This window comes from Richelia sinica FACHB-800 (assembly GCF_014698825.1).
In the GTDB taxonomy this organism is placed as follows: domain Bacteria; phylum Cyanobacteriota; class Cyanobacteriia; order Cyanobacteriales; family Nostocaceae; genus FACHB-800.
The window spans coordinates 1-18,843 of the sequence record NZ_JACJTT010000060.1; the positions used below are offsets into that span (position 1 = coordinate 1).

Here is an 18,843-nt window from a genome sequence, read left to right on the forward strand (position 1 = left end):
CTTTCCACAATTCCTTTTGTTTTCCTTTTTACTTCATCTTGAGCGAAGGCGTTCTTTCTTACTTAGTCAAGGAATTAACATTCATATTTCCCGGTGCAAGATATAAGTTTGCTTATTGTCAAACTGAAGAAGTTAGGAAGCAACGACTACTTGAGGCAGTTTATCATCTGCCACGACCGTTAATTATTTATGGTACAAAAGTTGCTGATGTGGAATATTGGGCGAAGGAATTATATCGCGCTGGCTTTCAAAGATATGCAGTGATGACTGGTAAATCTACTGCTGACCAAAGATTAAAGCTTATCCAAGATTGGCGACAAAGAAAAATTGATATAGTTGTTGCTACTTCTGCTTTTGGATTGGGTGTAGATCAGTCAGATGTCCGTGCAGTTATTCATGTTTGTATTCCTGAAACTATTGACCGTTTTTACCAAGAAGTAGGACGAGGTGGTAGAGATGGTAAAGCTTCAATATCACTGACGTTATATACATCTCAAGACCAAGAAATTGCTAAATCACTTAATGATAAGTCATCAATTACTATCGACCGGGGTTTAGAGCGATGGCAGAGTATGTTTACGAGAAAAACAATAGTCCCTGAAAAAGGGTTTCGTGTACCTATAAATATTCCACCTTCTTTACAAAGTGGGGATATTGATATGAATAGTGAACAAAACACTGCTTGGAATATCCACACCCTAACGCTAATGAGCCGAGCAGGTTTAATTGAAATGGATTCCCAAGAACCTCCAAAACGGGAGGACTATCCATCAGCAGCTTATGATGCAGCATGGGACAATTATAGTAATTCTCGGCTTATCAGTATTCGTAATGATTCGCACCTACAACGCGAAGTTTGGGAATGGGAAGTAGAACCTATTCGCCAAGAACGCCAGAATTGGAGCTATAAAAATCTGCAATTAATGAGAGAAGCATTACAGCCGAAGCGTTGTATTTCGGAAATATTTGCTGAGGCTTACACAATTACTAAAAAACCAACTTTTATAAATAGAAGTCCAGTCAGTGTCTCTAAATCTTGTGGTGGTTGTCCTGTTTGCCGTAAAAATAAAAGAACAGCTTTTGCTGGAGTTATGCCGACATCACAACCTGTATGGCAGGAAACTAAATCATTTTTAGGTGCGGAAATTCAACGCTTACTAGCAGGTGATAACGTAATCCTAATTTTTTATGAATCTCTTGAACAATTAAATAAAATGCGAAGAGGTAACAAATTATTTAGATGGTTAATCGAGCAGGGAATGAAGAATATTGTTATTCCTCTAGAACATCAACATTTTATCAAAGAAGTTAATAGAATACCTAACGCTTGGATTTTCTTATTTCCAACTTACGAGCCAATGCGGATGGCACGTATTCCCACTTTAATTTTTCATCCTCCAGGAACAAACCTACCCCAGCGATATTTATTAAATAAAACATCCAATAGTCCACGTATTATTATCCTTCCCATGAATACAATAGACCCGAATCGAGAAGACAGACTACTGATAAATATTTTTTCAGGACGGCAATTTAGATTTGACACCTTCTGTATGGAGATTAGTATATGAGTGTTTTAAAACAACCTCTGGCAACACCTAGCAGAGTTAGAGGGGTTTTTAGATATTTGTTGTCTACTAAAAATCAACGAGAGAAAATAGAAGTTTTAGAAAAGATTCTCTCACCTGATGAATTGGTAAAAAATGCTCCTTCCCCACGTCCAATGCTGCGTGCAACAATTAATGAGATGGTGAAAGTAGGTCTTTTAGTTAAAGAAGACGAAGAAATTGCCATTAACTCAGATTTGCCAGAAAATGCTCGTAATCCCCAACTGGGTGACAAGTTATTACCTGATACTCTGGCTGAACTATTCTTTGCCTCCAAGAATGAAGATGAAGAAGACTTTGGTCGTGTTTGTGCTTGGTATTTAGCACAGGATATTTATGATGCGCCAGGAAATTGGGACGAAGTAGAAATACAAGTAAACAAACAGAAAGTTGGTGATTTTTTAAAGATGTCAAATAACACTCTTTATGGTCAATTGGATGACTGGATGTGTTATCTAGGTTTAGCTTGGGGACAAGCATTAGCAGGCAAAAGAATAACTGTGCCTGACCCAATTGCTTATATTAAACGTAATTTTAAACATATATTTAATGAGGATAAAGAAATTCTGCTAATAGATTTTATTACTCGTTTGGCAAGAAAATGTCCTCTGTTTGAAACAGGTAAATTTAGGGAAGAGGTTGAATCACAAGTTGACATTCGTCAGCCTAATTATCTTTCTACAAGTACAGCTTTTGCTTTATTTAGGCTTCAGGAAGAAGGTTATGTTAAGCTGCTGAGAAAATCAGATGCAGATTTGATGCTTTTACCCAAAATAAATAATCAAGTGGATGATGATGGAAGAATTTCTCATATTATCTGGCAAGGAGAAAAATTATGACTTTTAAAAATTTTGTTTGCTGGAAACCTAATATGATTCGCCGGGTGATGGATGTAGAAGCAACACAGTCGCCAAATCATCTGTTTTTGGCAACGCATCATCCAGTGGCGATGTATCGTCAAGAATTGATTAAAGCATCATCATCGGTTAAATATGATGAAGAGAAATTTCGCAGAGATTTTCTTGCTGAAAAAGATTTCGCTTTTGTGCCTGTTTTAGGCGGTTCAGGAACAGGCAAATCTCACCTAATTCGTTGGTTAGCCGCTAACATCAAATCTACACCCCAGCGTAAAGTATTACTAATTCCCAAAATCGGAACTAACTTAAAAGATATTATCACTCTGATTCTTGAAGGGATAGAGGGCGAAAAATTTGAGGAATATCGTCAACGTGTAAATCGAGCAACCAATACTTTAACTGAAACTCAAGCGCGTGTACAACTACTCAACCAATTAGCCGCAGCTGTGGGAGATAATGGTAGGCGCGATCGCTCTAAACTCACTGATGAGCAAAATTACCTAGTTGATGAACTAGATTCTCTATTATATGACCCATTCTTCCGAGAATATTGGCTTCAAGATGGTGGGATTATTCATCGCTTAGTTATTCATATTTTAGGATATCAAGATAAAGTAGAAATTATTGAAGAACGACGTAAATTTTCTCTAGATGATTTACCTCTCAATGTTTTGAATTTACCAAAAGCAGGCAAACAAGCTCAAGAATTTTACAGTCTTCTCATCGGTGACGATAATATTCAAAAAGCTACTGTTGATTGGTTGAATCTGCATTTAGATGAAGCAATTACCCAAGTTTTGAACTTGGGACGCGAAGATTTAATAAGATTAATGCGGGAAGTCCGCGAGACTTTGGCAGAACAAGGTGTTGAGTTAGTTTTACTTATCGAAGATTTTGCTAAATTGCAAGGTATTGATAGAGAATTATTAGAAGCTGTCCTAGCACGACCCCAGCAACCAGGAAGTAAACAATTATGCGCTATACGGACTGCACTAGCTTGTACTACGGGTTATTTTGAAAGTTTAATTGATACAGTACAACAACGTGTTACTTTTAGCGTTAACTTGGATATTGGTAAAGTTGGTGAACAATCTTTAATTACTCAGGCTGATATTGAAGCATTTGTTGGTAGATATTTAAACGCTGTACGTTTAGAAGAACAAGTGATTGATGATTGGGCAAATTATCATGATCAAGAGGTTTTTCAAAGAGAACCCCTGATAAGCCATTGTACAGAGTGTGAATATCGTCAAGCTTGTCATGCTGGATTTGGTGCTGTTAATGGAATAGGACTTTATCCATTTACACCTAACGCTTTAGTACAGATGTTTAGTAGAGTTAACCCTAGCGATTTTAATCCAAGAATTTTAATTAAAGATGTTGTTAAGTACACTTTAGAAAATTCAGATGATGATATTCAAAATGGCCAGTTCCCTTCAGTAACTCTACAACAACATTTTGGGAGGAGGCTGAGTAATAAATTACAGCTAGATATTAAAGCTAAAGACCCTCAAAATTATGAACGTCGTGAAATTCTCTTAGACCTTTGGACTAATAGTAATGAACTTTGCGATTTATCTACAGAAGTTCATACAGCTTTTAGTTTACCTCCATTAGGAGTCAAAATTCATCAAACAGAAGTTAATGCTGGTACACCACGCGCTGCTGCTTCCGAAACATCATACAAGACTCGTCCTGAACCTGATAGTGAAACTCTGGTAACAGTACAAGAACTACCAGAGACATTGAACAAAAAATTAAAGGCTCTCGACAGTTGGAATAATCAAGAAATTCTTCCTGACATTATCGCTAAAGATATTCGTGAGTTTGTCTTTCCCGCTATTACTCAAAGAATTGAATGGGATACAGAAATGCTACTAAAAGGTAATTTTGTAGGTAGCGGTGGTAAACTATTTCAGCAAAGGAATGTAATTTTTTACAATCCAAAAGTCAAGAGAGGGACTTATTCTGGGGTTGTTTTATCACTACCCCTCAACCCAAACGACTCAAATGAGTTTACAGAAACTGCATTCGCTTTTCAAGGTATTTTACTATACAGCTATTATAAAACTTGGAAGTTTCCTGATGGCGATCGCTATTTTCGCGCCTATGCCAAGTATCTAGAACGCTGGAGTCAGTACGTCTTAGAGCAAATTCGCCTTTATCCCCGTGAATCTGGAGAACCCTGGAACCCAGTACCAGCAACGGTGGAGTTATTAGCGATCGCAGCCACAATGGCAGGATATTCTACTAATAAACTGGAAGATTTGATTAATGCTTTATTTATTGACTTACCTAACAATGAAAATATAACTCGTGCGAAAGCTTGGGAACAGCTTTTTAATGTTTTCAAGAGAAATCAGAAAGCATTATTAGAAATTATCAAAAGTAGAATTGCTTGTACTAAAGGCAGTAGTTCTACATTTCAAATAATTGATACTGTTCAAATTATACAGCCTTTAGAACAAATCCGTAAATTTTGGCAACCTCAACATCAAATTCCTGAAGATGTCCGTGATAACTTTCCAGAATTGTGTAAGGTACGTCAACAAGTAGATGAATTGTTAGACAAAGCACTTCAAGAAGAGAGCGATCGTCAACTTTCTGTGTACCATTCTCTGGTATATGAATTAGGAGAAGATATTAAGAAAAAAGATTTAGTTAACATCGTAAAACAGGCAATGGAAGCAGCTAGAGGATCAGGTGTATTTCGTGGACGGAAGAACTTCGATGACCTTACCCTACTCTTATAACAGTTTAACCGTACTAGATTTTCTAGCTATGTAGAAACAATGAAACGTGTCCAAATAGAGCAAGAAAATTCAGAAGCTAAAACAGGTAAACTGCTTCAGTATTTGAGCGAAAATTATCAAAAAGCTATGACAGATGCTACAGAATTCCTCAAGAATACAAGTAATTTTCTTGATATTTCTCTCGAAGCAGTAAATAAAGAGATAAATGATTTAAAAACATCCGGCGGTGCGACAGTTGAATCAAGTCATGAAGCAATTCAGGATGGTTTAGTAGAATTGCGTAGCTTGCTCACTGAAATTCAAGGGTAAACAAACAATTAATTTTGGAGGATGAAATGACAGACATATTAGATAGCAGTAAAAACTTAAATTTAAATATCGAAACTGTTAATTATGTTAATCAAATTTCTCAGAATAATCGTGAATCTTTAAAGGATAAATGCCAGCGACTCATTGATTTATCTAAAATTAAATTGGATTTTAAAAAGTATGCTGACCAAATTGAAGGCTTTACATCAAGGCAAGAAGAAATTACAAAGGCTGTTCAAGAAATTAAGCCCCTTATTATTGCTGTGAGAGCTTTTAAGCAAAAAAATATTATCAATTTTGATGTAAATCAAAAATTGGATAAATTGTTAAAATTTGTTATTCTTGCTGAAGAAAATTTCCGAAACAACCCTGAATGGATTATTGATAACGATAACTTTAACGGTAAAACTTTTAGTAGAGATATAGTAAGTTTGAAAAACTTACTTCACCAGAGCCTGATTCAAGCTTGGACAAGTTATCTTCATCAGCATCTACCCAGCACTAATAAAGAAATGCTAGAAATATTTGCTGGATTGGTAACACTTAGACCAACCATTCATAGAATTTATATGTTAGAGAAACAAATTCAAGGAGTGGATTTTCCCAAGAATAGCGAAGAATTTAATAGAATAGATAATTTAATTGACGAATTGCGGCAATCTTTAGCTACTCTGAGTTCAGATCAAATACCTGAAGATGTACAAAACTTTCTTAAAACTGCTGCTACTTATGGGGCAACTATTGACCTTTTAACTCCAGAAGTAAAAGAGTGGCTAATTCAGCATGGACTCATTAGCTCCTTACGTATTCGCTTGAATTAAATAATAGTTACAATCTGTTTCAGATATAAAAAGACTAATGATAAACGTGTATTTTTGCAGATTTTCATAAATTTGCCAGTAGAAATCAGTTCATCATCTACTTACCTTGATAAATTAAGAATAATACGTAAGTTAGTAGAAATACATCAACTTATGTTAAAAAATTAGTTTTTATTAAGCGGTTGTATTCATTTTATTAGGATTAAAGTCCTTACTACAATCTTTTAATTATCTACATTGTTATATTTATGAATGCCTCGATAAATTCCTTAATTCAACAATTCCTAAATTTGCTAGAGATGAAGGAAATAACACTCCTCACCTGGGGAATTGTGGATGGGGGATTTGTGGAGGAAGAAATTGCAGAAATGGCAGCAGACTTGCTGAATAATCATGAGTCTGATGTCGATATGTGGGATTTAATTAATGAAATGCTGGAACGGCGATTATTATTTGAATTTAACCTTAGAGGTCGCCGTCTTTTCCGTACCAGAATGGCGGAAGCCATAAGATTATTTGCGCGGCTTCGTCAACTATTCCCTAAAAATAATTGGCAAACAGCCCCTACTTTAGTGGCTGACTACCGCTTACAAATCCGTCCCAGAGTTTATCCTCAAAGGTATATTACACCTGAAACAGTAATTGAACAGCTAGATGCAGATAAACTATTAACTCCGATCCGACAAAAAGCTGTTGCAGCTATCCTTAATTCACCACCGCGTGGTGAAGTTCAACTTGCAGATTTCCAGTTACGCGCCACCAGCCGAATGCTGCGGGATCTCAACAGTACCAAAAGCCGAGGGATGATTGTCTGTGCGGGAACGGGAACAGGTAAGACGTTGGCATTTTACCTCCCAGCATTAACCCATATTACGGGATTGCTGAAAAACAAGGAATATTGGACTAAGGGACTGGCGATTTATCCCCGCAATGAACTATTAAAAGACCAATTTTCGGAAACTTATCAGGAAGCACGCCACCTTGATGCTGTCCTGAAAGCAGAAGGTAAGCGGAAAATTCTCATTGGTGCGTTTTTTGGACTGACTCCTAACAACGCAACTATAGAAAATGTGGAGAATAAATGGGAATCCCAGGATGGTGGGTTTACTTGTCCTTATCTCCAGTGTCCCCAATGTGAGGGTGCGCTGTCCTGGCGACGCGCAGACTTGGAAGGTGGTAAAGAGAAACTTCATTGTCTCAATCAGTCCTGTGCAACTGTAATTCAGGAAGATGAAGTAATTTTGACACGCGATCGCATGGCGAAAACTCCCCCAGACCTGGTTTTTACCACTACAGAAATGTTAAATCGGTCGATGGGAAACTCCTATTATGGTCATGTATTCGGCATCGCGTCCGCTAAACCTCCGCAAATCGTCTTGTTAGATGAAGTACATACTTATACAGGAGTTCACGGCGCGCAAGTTGCCTACTTGCTGCGGCGTTGGCAAAGAATAATTAATCAAAAAGTCCAGTTTACAGGACTTTCAGCAACCCTAGAAAGTGCAGCCGAGTTCTTCTGTCAACTTACAGGTTTAAAGCCGGGTTCAATTGAGGAAATTTCCCCCACTGAAGACCAAATTGCTGAGGGGATGGAGTATCAATTAGTTCTTAGAGGCGACCCCGTATCTGGGACAAGTCTATTGTCTACCAGCATTCAAACGGCGATTTTGTTACGGCGCATACTAGACCCGGCTGATGAACCCCCCAGCAAAGGTTTTTATGGTTCTCGTGTTTTCGCCTTTACCGATGACTTAGATGTTACCAATCGCTTATTCCACAACCTTTTGGATGCTGAAGGCCGGGATAGTTGGGGTCGTCCTTTGCGGGGAAGACAGCCATTAGCAGCTTTGCGATCGCATAGTGTAGCAGATAGCAGAGAACGGCTAATAGCTGGTCAATCTTGGTTATTATGCGAAGAAATCGGTCACGGCTTGCAACGACCTTTAACCATTGGGCGCACCAGTTCTCAAGATACCGGAGTTACACCAGATGCAGATGTGATTGTTGCTACTGCTTCCTTGGAAGTGGGATTTAATGACCCAGAAGTTGGAGGTGTAATTCAGCACAAAGCACCGCGAGATATGGCATCTTTCCTCCAGCGTAAAGGGCGGGCGGGAAGACGCAGAATTATGCGACCTTGGACGGTGGTGGTACTTTCTGATTATGGACGCGATCGCATTGCCTATCAAGGCTACGATATGCTGTTTAACCCCGTTTTAGAAAAGCGTTCTCTACCTATTGCTAACCGCTATGTTATCCGCATTCAAGCTGTATTCGCCTTCATAGATTGGGTAGCACAGCAATTAGTTACTGCTAGCAAAGGAAGTGTATGGAATGACTTTGCCAAACCGTATTCATACTCAAATAACCGCCAGCAACAAGAGATAAAACTGATTAAAAACATTCTGGAAACGGAAGCTGGGGAACAAAACTTAGCTGCATATCTGCAAACAGCACTACACCTCACTCAAGATGAGGTCGAAGCAATTCTCTGGGAACCGCCAAGGTCATTAATGATGGCGGTACTTCCCACTTTGCTACGGCGTTTAGAATCTGGATGGAAGCGTCTTCCTATTCATCCAGATGAGTCAGACCAAGACTACCAAACTCACGACCCATTACCGGATTTTGTCCCCCCGAATTTATTTAGCGACCTGCTGTTACCAGAAGTAACAATTACTACACCAGCGCAGACGCGTAACAGTGAACCAGATGTCAACTCCATGCCCATCGTCCAAGCCCTGAAAACTTTTACCCCAGGCAGGGCGACGCGCCGCTTTGGAGTGCAGCATATCTATGCAACTCACTGGATTGCCCCACCTAACTTACAACAAAGAGAACAATACTTACCCGTAGAAGATTATTGTGCTGAATTTGAAGAAGCGGGGAATTTTCAGTTTTGGCACAATGGAGAGGTTGTAGATATTCGCTGCATTCGTCCTTGGGCGATTAAGCCAACTCAAGTGCCAGCAAAGATTTCAATTACCTCTAATGCTCAATTGGAATGGCGTAGTCAAATCATACCACCGGAATCTGGAACAAAACTCGACCTACCTCAAGGTTCCCCGTGGTGCGAAATTCTCTCAGAAGTTTGTTGCTTTACTCACAGTCAACAATCACCAGTAGAGGTACGGCGGTTTGCCATAGCATCCCATGCTAACATCCGCTTCGACAATGGCCAGGAACTTGATACCACCATTCACTTTACCCAGAAACAGGACAGTAGTCCGACGGCTGTCGGATTTGCCCAATCCGTTGATGGTCTGGTATTTCGTTTTTGCATTCCGTCTCAGTTTCGCCTCAATCCTAGCGACTTTAATCAAAATAAGATTCGCGCCTTTCGGACAGCTTATTTCCGACATCGAGTATTGACAGATATCCGGTTGTGCGAGTTAACCAATGTCTTTCAACGGGAGTGGCTTTATCAAATATACATATCAATGCTCACTGCCCGTGCCTTAACAGACCAAATTTCTTTGGCTGAAGCGTTTGAGATTCTTTTAGAAGAAGATATGGGTCAGGAAATGGCAAGGGTTTTAGACAATATCTTCCAAACATTGGATGTCAAGGAAACCTTACTTGAAGATGGCGAGGAGTCGTTACCAGGCCAGATACAAGAAAGGCAGAGGGTACATGACAGATTGCTAGCACTTTGCAGGACGGACACAATTCAAATTATTTTAAACGACTTGGCATCAGTTCTTTGGTCAGAACCGGATGAGGAATGGCACACTTGGGCAGCATTACGGTTCAAAGCAACTTTGGGAGGGGCTTTGCTGGATGCTTGCAATCAGTTGTGTCCTCATTTTGATGTGGGCGACTTGATTTTAGATATTGATCCGGGGCCGCGTCCAGCAGATGTAACTGTTGAGAGTGAGGGCGAAGAAATCTGGATTACTGAGTCTACCATTGGCGGTGGTGGGGTGATTGAGGAGATTTTACGGCGTTATGCAGCTGACCCGGCGAATTTTTTCCGGTTGGCGGGGAGTGCGTTGGCAGCTTCGGATTTTGAGATTGTGGATTCAGAACTGACTCGGTTACTGGAGTTAACCCAAACCAGTGTGGAAGTTGCTGATGCAATGGCAGAGGTGCGGTTAGCGCAGGGATATGGTGAATTGAAACAAGCAAGCGAGCGCTTGCATCAAGTCTTGTCCTCTGCGGGAATTTTGGCAATACATCCAGTGATGAGTGCAATTAACGCCAGGGTTTTGCGTCCAGGGAGTAACCCTGAAACCGATCAACTGCTGTTGAATTTAATTAGTTTGTGGCATACAGAAGAACAACGCTTAGGTATCGAAATTGATGGGCGGGTTTTTGCCTATGTAGTTAGCAATAATGACCAATTGGATCGGGCGTTGTCGCATCTTGGTTTATTGCAGCCTAATCCCTATTGGCGATTTCAAGTGATTTATGGACTGTTGTGGGCAAGGGGAAATATAGTGCGATCGCGTGCCTTATCTTCCTATAATCCCTTTGCTGTGATTCCCGATGCTGATAGAGAAATTTTACTGGATGTTTTGCAAGTGGGCGATCGCACTGTTTGGTTGGATGAACCCGACTGGCGGGAACAGGTGGAGGATGCGTTTAAGCAAGGTGCATCGGTTTCGTTGATAGCGCGTCCTGACGCACAAGGAGATTTAAAGTCAGCGATTTTGAGTTTGGCAGTGGAACCGATGGAAGTTGGGTTTTTGCAGGTTTATCCTGCGGTGGAGGGTGTGCAAAGACATCTCCTTGGTTTTGCAGTGCAGTTGCGAGTCAGAGAAACTGTGCAGTGATATTAAAGTCACTAACTTAAAAGAAAGCAATTATTAGGACAAATTAATAGTTTTGTTTTTATCTTTTTTACTAGTATCAATGTTTCCTTGCAAGTCAGCTTCCCCAAGATGACATCCTCTTTTATCAAAAACTTCTAAGTGAGCAGCTTTACCATAATGTAAATTATCTACATACCAATACATTCCTGTAGGCAATTCACAATAAATACATCTGCCATCATACTTTCGTGAAGTTTTTTGAAATCTTGTTGTATCTAGTAAAAGTGTTTGTTCATCTCTTGGAGGTTCAGTAACATCTAAAGAATATTCTAGTGAGCTTAGATTTAATTTATTTTCTAACCAATATTCCAGTGCTAGTTTACTATCAATACCATCTATACATATCTGATTGTCTTCCACATTATTTTTAATAACTGTAATTAAACAACAGCTACTAATATGTGGATGAGTTATTCTAAAACTAGAATTAATAAAATTAATTAACAAATATTCCTTACTTTCGTTTTGACTTTTTCGTTCAGCTACTTCTGCCAAAGAAGTATCACAAACATCTTTATAATCATTATCAATAGTTAAACAATCAAATGAATCTTCTGAAGAATGCATCTGATATATACGCCATTCTTTGGGGTTCGACTTATTGAAGACGATATTAATAAAAGCAGTTTTCAATGATTTATCTTTTAGTTGATTAAGACTAGCATTGAAATTAGACCCTTTGATAGCTTCATAGTTAGCATATATATTACTATCTTCTTTATAAAGTTCTTTATCTTTAATTTTTTGATTGATTAATTCAAAAATAGAGTTAAAAACTTTAATAGCATCCCGGAACTCTACCTCTGTCACAAACTGCCCTTCTAAAGATACTTCGTTAATAAATATTTCCATTACTTACATTCCAAAAAGCCTAGAGAAATCTTTATCCATTTGGTCAAAAAATCCTTCTGGCCATTCTTCAATTCCTCCATTGGGTTGGACAGGAATTTGCACTACTGGCTGTTCCGAATTTTGCTGCAAATATAATATACTTAAATCTTGTGGAGTGACAATTGTATCAAGAACGGCGATTCGCAAAGCGTTCAAAATATGGTCACTGTGTGATTCAATAAAAACTTGTACGCCACAACTGCTAACTCTAGCTAAAAATTGGGCTAATCGGGATTGCGCTTTTGGATGTATATGTGCTTCCGGATTTTCTACAATTAGTATATCACCTGGTTGAGCAATTAAACCTGACACAATAATAGGCAAAATACAATGGTATCCAAATCCAACATTAGCTGGTTTAAAACGGTCTTTTGATTTATTAGTGTTAAACAAAAGTTCAAGAATATTACTATCAGAGTTAGGAATTTCTACTTTCGCACCGCCAAAAATTTCATTAAGCCATTCCTCTGTCTGTGTAGCTAATGTCTTTGCATCTTCCCCCAAACATAAATTCTCATTAACTAAATCATCTTTCTTTTTATATAATAAATTAACTGTCAACTCCCCTTTAGCACCTACATTTGGAAAACTCGTTAGGGTAGACTTCAAATAAAATTCTTGTGGGCCTAAACGGTCAGCAGAAATGTAATGAATACGACTAAATATAGACTGATGTAATATGCTTGAGTCAATAATTACTTTGTCATCCAATTTAAATTCAGTAATCGGAGGCATCAAGTCACGTACAGTTCCGCTTCCATTAATCTCTATTTTTTTTTCTTTATTATCCTGTATGGATACTTCAAAATCGAACCATATCTTTTTGAAAATCTCTATAAATCTTGATTGGCATCTTCCATAAATTTGATAAAATTTGCTATTAAATTGATTTTGAAGATGCTGATAAATTTCTATTTCATTAAAAAACTCTATTTTTTTTATTTGAGCTACCATATCATCTTCTAAATTCTCGGATAAACAATACTCTATAAAACCTGTATTTTTTATATATTCATCATTCTTTTCTTCCAATTCTGGATTGTTAAGTAACAAAACATCTTTTTCATATAATTTATTCATATAAAAATATTTAAATACAATATCTTCCTTTCTTGAATTATTTGTATTTCTAATATCATTAAAGCTGTTTAAGTTAATGCATTTACCATTTAGGATAATTTGAGAAGTTGTAGCGTTATGTTCAATAGATTGCCTCATTAAAAGCAAAGACTGAAGAAGAGTTGATTTACCATTGCCATTAATACCAGTCAGCAAGTTGATTTGTCTTAGAGGAAAAACAACTCTCCCCTTAAAACATTTAAAATTTTCTAATTCTATTTTAGTTAGCATTAATCTATATTTCCTAAAATTGATTGTGCTAGTTTAAACCTAATTAAAACCCTAGATTTACTGCTTGTAGCATATCTAATTGATTCCAAATAATCTTCATTTTCTAATAATTTATTAAAATTTGTTTTAATACGTTCTTTATTTGAATCTAAAAATTCATCACTATTGACAGAGAAAAAATAAGAGACTGATTCAAAAATAGCAATATTTATTCTTCCCCTGTTTTCTCTAGATGGTAAACGAAAATTCTTATTGCCGAAAAAATCAAAACTTTTCTTCATCACCCGTTCAAAATCCCTCTTTAATTCGCTTATTTTTTCATCAGACATCAAATTAATTATTTTCATCGCACTTTCAACAAAATTACTTAAATCGCCCTGATAATCTTTTTCATAATCAAAAATTTTAAATGCTAAATAGCGCAAAATCACCTCTCTATCTTTCATCCTTTTGGGTGATATTCCATTATCAATAGCTTTTTTAAAATACTCTTGCTCTGATAATTCTTTTAAAAGTTTAGTCGATTTACCAGAGAAAATACAATTTCTAACTTCTTGACGTTCAAGCTGTGTCCCTTTAGTATTAATTCTATTAAAAATGTCGTATACTACTTTAACTGGTACAGAGGGCCTAATAACGTATATATTTAATTTCTTGTCTTCTATTTTGGTTTGATAATCTCCTGGCAACTCTTTTAGTTCCGAGAAGTTATAACCATTCAGTTGAGTTAAAGCTTCTAAACCTGTTAATATAAACTTATCATTGACAAATTCATGCAGAGTAGTAGTACGCTGCAAACCATCTACAATAATGTACTTACCATCTGTAGTTTGATTAACATACCAAGGAGGTAAGGGGAAATTAAGTATAACAGATTCTATAAACTGACTTTTTTGCTCCGGTCTCCAAACTACATTGCGTTGAAAATCTGGGTCAATGATAAGTTTGCGATTATCATATTTCCTCATTAACTCAAAGATAGTTTGAGAGTCTTCTCTAATATCTATATCTGCTTCAGTTGGATCATAAGGATACAAACCACCGCTACTACCACTGTCTTCTTCAATCGTGTCCTCATCAGTTACGATGATATTTTTGTAATCTTGTTCATCCCTATTCATTTTCCTTTACCTTTTTGCCTATTTTGAGTACACTACATTATCCATATTTGCAACGAAACTTAAAGAGGGCAACAATTTGATTATGACATCTCTAAGCTTGTCTTAGTTCTTAAATACCTCTCGCTATATCCACTCCCGCCTAAGCTTCCGCCCAATAACGACTCACTTCAAACAATTTTTGTTGTCAAACTTATTACTCATAACCAATACGTGTGGCTCGTCTTTTCCTGGATATTCGACATCCTCCTCGCTATCGATAACATCATCAGCACCTTGCTGCATATAAAAGGTCTGGGAGTTATGCTAGCGGATATCTTATGCAATCACACTCATCCACACCGCCAAAATCATCGATTAATTGAGGCACAATAGAGCCAAAGACACTGTGAACACACAATGACTACTGAATTGATGGTTCAACCCTCATCCTTAATACCTTCTGGTATCAGAATGATGACTAAAGCAACGCTCAATACTCAAAACCCTGAAATTACGAAAAACTACATCGCTCATCTATTACAGCAGTTAACTGAAGATTATAAAAACACCAAAGAAGAACGAAAAAAATTAGCTTCTCTATCACCAGTTTCTGATGAAGAATTTACTGTTTTAGAGGAAATCGAACTGTTAACAGTGGATATCCGAGGCTATGCCAGTCAAATTCAGGCAAGGGGTAGGATTGAAAACGAACAGCAAGCAATTGAGCGATTGCAAACTATGCACGTCTTTGATGTTCCAGCTATTGCTCAATTTTACTTTGTAAAGAATGGAGACTACAAGCAAATAAAAGTTTATATTAGAATGCTAGATTACTTACGCTTGCTGATTCTAGAATATTTGCGCTCGTGCCAAAATTTACAACAAGAATCTGCTCAAATTGAATAACATTAAATGCCTTCCCGCTATATCCACTCGCGGCTAAGTTCCCGCCAAATCCCTGACTTACTCCAAACTATTTTCGTCGCCGAACTCATTAATCCTAGTCAATGTATCTGGCTGGTTTCCCCCTGGCTATCTGACATACCTGTTATTGATAACACTGCTAACACCTTCCTTTGCCTAGAACCAGCTTGGAGTCGTTCCCATATTCCTCTTTCCCAAGTCCTCACTACCCTAGCGACACAGGGAACAACTATACACATCGCCACCCGTCCCGACTCCCACAACCATACTTTTCTGTCAGCACTCAAGGTTAGAAATAACAGCACAAACTGCCACATTCACATTACTGAAGAATTACACGCAAAAGGTATCCTGGGAGGCGGGTATTATCTGGCGGGTTCGATGAATTTTACCTACAACGGTATTACAGTTAATGAGGAAGCAGTCATTTATGACACATCCCCAGAAACGATCGCCGAACAACAGGTAATTTTTGCTCACCGTTGGGGGCAGTAGCGCCATGAGTAATCCAAGCAATACCGATGTCCGCCGTTTCCTAGAGCAGTTCTTTGGTGCAGGTAATCAATTAGACCTGGGCAAAATTGAACGTGGCGAAGGCAACCATGCTAAAATTCGCCCTTGGGTGGAACGACTGACCCAAGCTGAACCTCAACCTACTGTTCTTCCCCGTTGGCGTGAAGGAGGTGTAGATTGGTATGGCATAGCCCAAAGCCAACGCCAATTACGCTCATTGAGTGAAGAATTGATGGCATTCGTTGGCCCCACCTACTCTACATTCCGGGGACAACGATCGCAACTCAACCTGCAAGACCCTGTAGAATTAGCAATTCACGAATTTACAGGCGGTGCAGCCGTCAAATTAACTGGACAGGCGACAGTGATTTGGGAAGCTTTAGAACAGATGCGCCGAGTAAGCGATCGCCGCCTCAAGCGGGTGGTAGAAATTCCTCTGCCTACGGGTCGGGTACTGCGGGACTTTTACATGGCACTGCAAGCCGGTGATCGCGTTTCAGCCGAAAAATCCCTGCAATACCTCCTAGACCAGCATCGCCTAGATGCCCTTAATCTCTTATTTTTGCGGGTACAACTCTTAGCAGAACTACAGCAATGGAATGAGTTACTTAACCTTCTAGAATCGACTAATCTCTTACAGGTTCGCCGATCCTTTGCTGTTACCCAAGCTTTACTTCAGGCAGTGTACCGCACCCATCTGCAACATTTTGAAGAAAATAACGCCCTCACCAGTGCTGTAGCCTATTTCCGAGAAGTCATTTTCCCCCGTTACAGTAATCTTTTCGCGGTGCGTGCTGGTAGTAAGCTCCCAGAAGTGTTGAAATTATTTATGCTACTGGCTGTTGGTGGAGAATCACCACAACCTGCCCTCCGTGACGAACTGCTGGCAATTCCAGGAGTGGAGGAGAGCGATCGCCACTATCTACAAAAGTTAGCTGCGCTCCTACCTGATATTGTCCCTCCTGAGTTAGAAAAGCATATAGAGTGGGATGCTGGGGAATTGCAACGAGCTGAACAGCTATGCAAGGATGGAGACTTTGACCAAGCCTTTTCATTACTCTGTGATGCGCCCTCATCGAAAGAGAAAGTTCGCTTACTCTTGCAATGTGCTTACGAATTGGGAACCTTGGCAGTAGAAAAAGCTGCATTGCAAGCCTTTGATGCACTGACTGATGACGAGCAAACAGCCTTGCTTAAGGTACGTTGGAACCGAAATTTTCTTACCCAATTGTCGGGAAGTCAAGAAGATACACCAACAGACACCCCAACAGCCGAAACTGTCCCAACCAATTGGCTAGAGTGGTTATTACAGTTGGACAAAGACCCAAATTGGGAACGAGCCTTACATACTGCATACCAAGGTTCTGCTGAGTGGGATGTCACCAGTTTGCTGACACAGCCGCAAGCAGTAGCAGAGTTTGACCAATTGTTAGATCAAGTCGGCTCAAAAGCTGAGTCTGTGCTGCACAATGCCCTTCCCCACTTGTTAGCATTTTTTCAAAAAGATGAGCAATTTCCCCGTAGCGAATTTTTGATTCTTTACCACTCGTTACTAATATTGCTAGTTATTAGTACCCACGGTGGAGATGCTGATTTGATTTTGTTCAATGATTTAGCGATCGCGCTTTTAACTTTGGGAATTGACGCAGGCATATATAGCGCAATTCTAGACCATGCTTGGGAACTCTGGCATCGCTACAACTCCCCGAAAAAGGTTGACTGGATGCTTGACCTGCTTGACCTACTCGTATTGTACCCATGTGCAGCCCCCCAGAGGCGCGAACAGTTATTATTTACGGTTGCTGAAAGTCTGCGCCGCTTTGCCGGACGTATTGACGAGACTCAATGGGGGATTTTTCGCTCTCTGGTGAAAGACCTTAACTTGCAAGCATCACTGCCAAATTTACTCGGTGAACAAGCAAGTTTGGTAGAACCAAGTATTGAGGTTGAAGCGAATATCTTCCAAAAACTCAAGGGGAAATCTATTTTAATTTACACCTTGACAGAATCCGCAGCCTTAAGGGTGAAAAGCATTTTGGAAGCTGCTTGCCAAGAGGTTACAGTTTACCTCAGCCATGATAAAGGGGGTAATGATAGGCTGCGTCAGTGGGTAAGAAATTCTGATATTGTTGTCATGGTAACAGCTAGTGCCAAACACGCCGCCACAGGTTTTATTGAAGCCCATCGTCCATCACAGCTTGCGCCGATTCTTTTAGTTAATAGTAAAGGTCGTGCAAGTATGCTAAGGGTAATTCGTGAGTATTTAGTTGGGTGATGAATCAAGGGGTAAAAATAGGTTGTCTTCGATAAGTGAGCGAACTTCGGGAGATACTTTACTTTGGTTCAGACAATCTAAAAGCAGCATATTGGCATCATAATACTGCTTGAGTAGCTTTTTTTGCTTATCACTAAATTTCCAATCGTGACCTATATTACTATACTTTATAGTTGCATCTCTCATTTTTTCAATCCAAGATTGACCTTCAACTTGCCACCATTCCTGATAATATATTTCCCAAGTATCCATCCAATCAGGCAATAGCTCCTTCAGTTCTTGAAGAGTTTGCTTGAATTGTGGAACAATGTCAAGTTTGATAATGGTATCAATGTACTGATTCAGACATAAAGCAGTATTACTAACTTCGTCGTCTTCAATTTCATATTCTAGAGTACCGTTAAAAATACTAAATAAAGTGACAGCATCGTTGAGCGCACAGTTTAGGTAAAGTTCCAACTTTAGCCCTAGTTCATGGGCAAGATAAATATAAGAGCTAGATTCAATTTCTAAATCTTCAATGTAAGGATTCAGGTCTAAATGTGAGGAATTAAAGAAGGAGTCTGCACAGCAGGGTTAACCATTGCTTTGATAGCTTGGTCAAAAAAGTCAATAACAGAACGTCCTTG

Annotated in this window: 13 protein-coding genes; 9 read left to right on the forward strand and 4 right to left on the reverse strand. The window is 38.9% G+C overall.

What is annotated here, in order from left to right; all coding sequences use genetic code 11:
* The 6 genes from H6G73_RS23215 to dpdJ all read left to right on the forward strand — a co-directional run.
* A partial coding sequence (locus H6G73_RS23215) for a helicase-related protein (RefSeq protein ID WP_277925200.1) occupies positions 1 to 1,571 on the forward strand: 1,571 nt, incomplete at its 5' end.
* Positions 1,568 to 2,446, forward strand: a complete 879-nt coding sequence (gene dpdG / locus H6G73_RS23220; RefSeq protein ID WP_190608770.1) for a protein DpdG — start codon at positions 1,568 to 1,570, stop codon at positions 2,444 to 2,446. The genes H6G73_RS23215 and dpdG, both read left to right, overlap by 4 nt.
* Positions 2,443 to 5,217 carry a protein DpdH gene (gene dpdH, locus H6G73_RS23225; protein WP_190608771.1) on the forward strand — a complete coding sequence of 925 codons (2,775 nt, stop codon included), beginning with the start codon at positions 2,443 to 2,445 and terminating at the stop codon, positions 5,215 to 5,217. Before dpdG ends, dpdH begins: the two co-directional genes overlap by 4 nt.
* A 39-nt stretch (positions 5,218 to 5,256) precedes the next feature.
* Positions 5,257 to 5,526 carry a hypothetical protein gene (locus H6G73_RS23230; protein WP_190608773.1) on the forward strand — a complete coding sequence of 90 codons (270 nt, stop codon included), beginning with the start codon at positions 5,257 to 5,259 and terminating at the stop codon, positions 5,524 to 5,526.
* A 26-nt stretch (positions 5,527 to 5,552) separates the two neighbouring features.
* Entirely contained in the window at positions 5,553 to 6,347 is a 795-nt protein-coding gene (locus tag H6G73_RS23235) for a hypothetical protein (protein WP_190608775.1), read from the forward strand.
* Positions 6,348 to 6,595: 248 nt separating this feature from the next.
* Complete coding sequence (gene dpdJ, locus H6G73_RS23240) at positions 6,596 to 11,122, forward strand: protein DpdJ (RefSeq protein WP_190608777.1); 4,527 nt, start codon at positions 6,596 to 6,598, stop codon at positions 11,120 to 11,122.
* Between the two features lie 33 nt (positions 11,123 to 11,155).
* Here dpdJ and H6G73_RS24240 read toward each other — a convergent pair whose 3' ends face one another.
* The 3 genes from H6G73_RS24240 to H6G73_RS23255 are packed head-to-tail and all read right to left on the reverse strand — an operon-like array spanning position 11,156 to position 14,523.
* On the reverse strand, positions 11,156 to 12,013 hold the full coding sequence (locus H6G73_RS24240) for a hypothetical protein (RefSeq protein WP_199317838.1): 858 nt from the start codon (positions 12,011 to 12,013) through the stop codon (positions 11,156 to 11,158).
* Positions 12,014 to 12,016: 3 nt separating this feature from the next.
* On the reverse strand, positions 12,017 to 13,402 hold the full coding sequence (locus H6G73_RS23250; RefSeq protein ID WP_190608778.1) for a DUF3696 domain-containing protein: 1,386 nt from the start codon (positions 13,400 to 13,402) through the stop codon (positions 12,017 to 12,019).
* Entirely contained in the window at positions 13,402 to 14,523 is a 1,122-nt protein-coding gene (locus tag H6G73_RS23255; protein WP_190608780.1) for a DUF262 domain-containing protein, read from the reverse strand. The genes H6G73_RS23250 and H6G73_RS23255 overlap by 1 nt, the downstream gene beginning before the upstream one ends.
* Before the next feature lie 396 nt (positions 14,524 to 14,919).
* Between H6G73_RS23255 and H6G73_RS23260 the strand changes: the two genes are divergently transcribed.
* From H6G73_RS23260 to dpdD, 3 genes are read left to right on the forward strand one after another with little or no spacing between them, the layout of a single operon-like run.
* A complete protein-coding gene (locus H6G73_RS23260) occupies positions 14,920 to 15,408 on the forward strand; it encodes a hypothetical protein (RefSeq protein WP_313949062.1) in 489 nt (162 codons plus the stop codon).
* Between the two features lie 6 nt (positions 15,409 to 15,414).
* Positions 15,415 to 15,921, forward strand: a complete 507-nt coding sequence (dpdK, locus tag H6G73_RS23265) for a phospholipase D-like domain-containing protein DpdK (RefSeq protein WP_190608782.1) — start codon at positions 15,415 to 15,417, stop codon at positions 15,919 to 15,921.
* Between the two features lie 4 nt (positions 15,922 to 15,925).
* Entirely contained in the window at positions 15,926 to 18,214 is a 2,289-nt protein-coding gene (gene dpdD / locus H6G73_RS23270; protein ID WP_190608784.1) for a protein DpdD, read from the forward strand.
* On the opposite strand, the gene H6G73_RS23275 is transcribed toward dpdD, so the two are convergent.
* Positions 18,203 to 18,673: an NACHT C-terminal helical domain 2-containing protein gene (locus H6G73_RS23275; protein WP_190608786.1), complete on the reverse strand. Its 471-nt coding sequence runs from the start codon at positions 18,671 to 18,673 to the stop codon at positions 18,203 to 18,205. The genes dpdD and H6G73_RS23275 overlap by 12 nt on opposite strands.
* Positions 18,674 to 18,843: the final 170 nt, after the last annotated feature.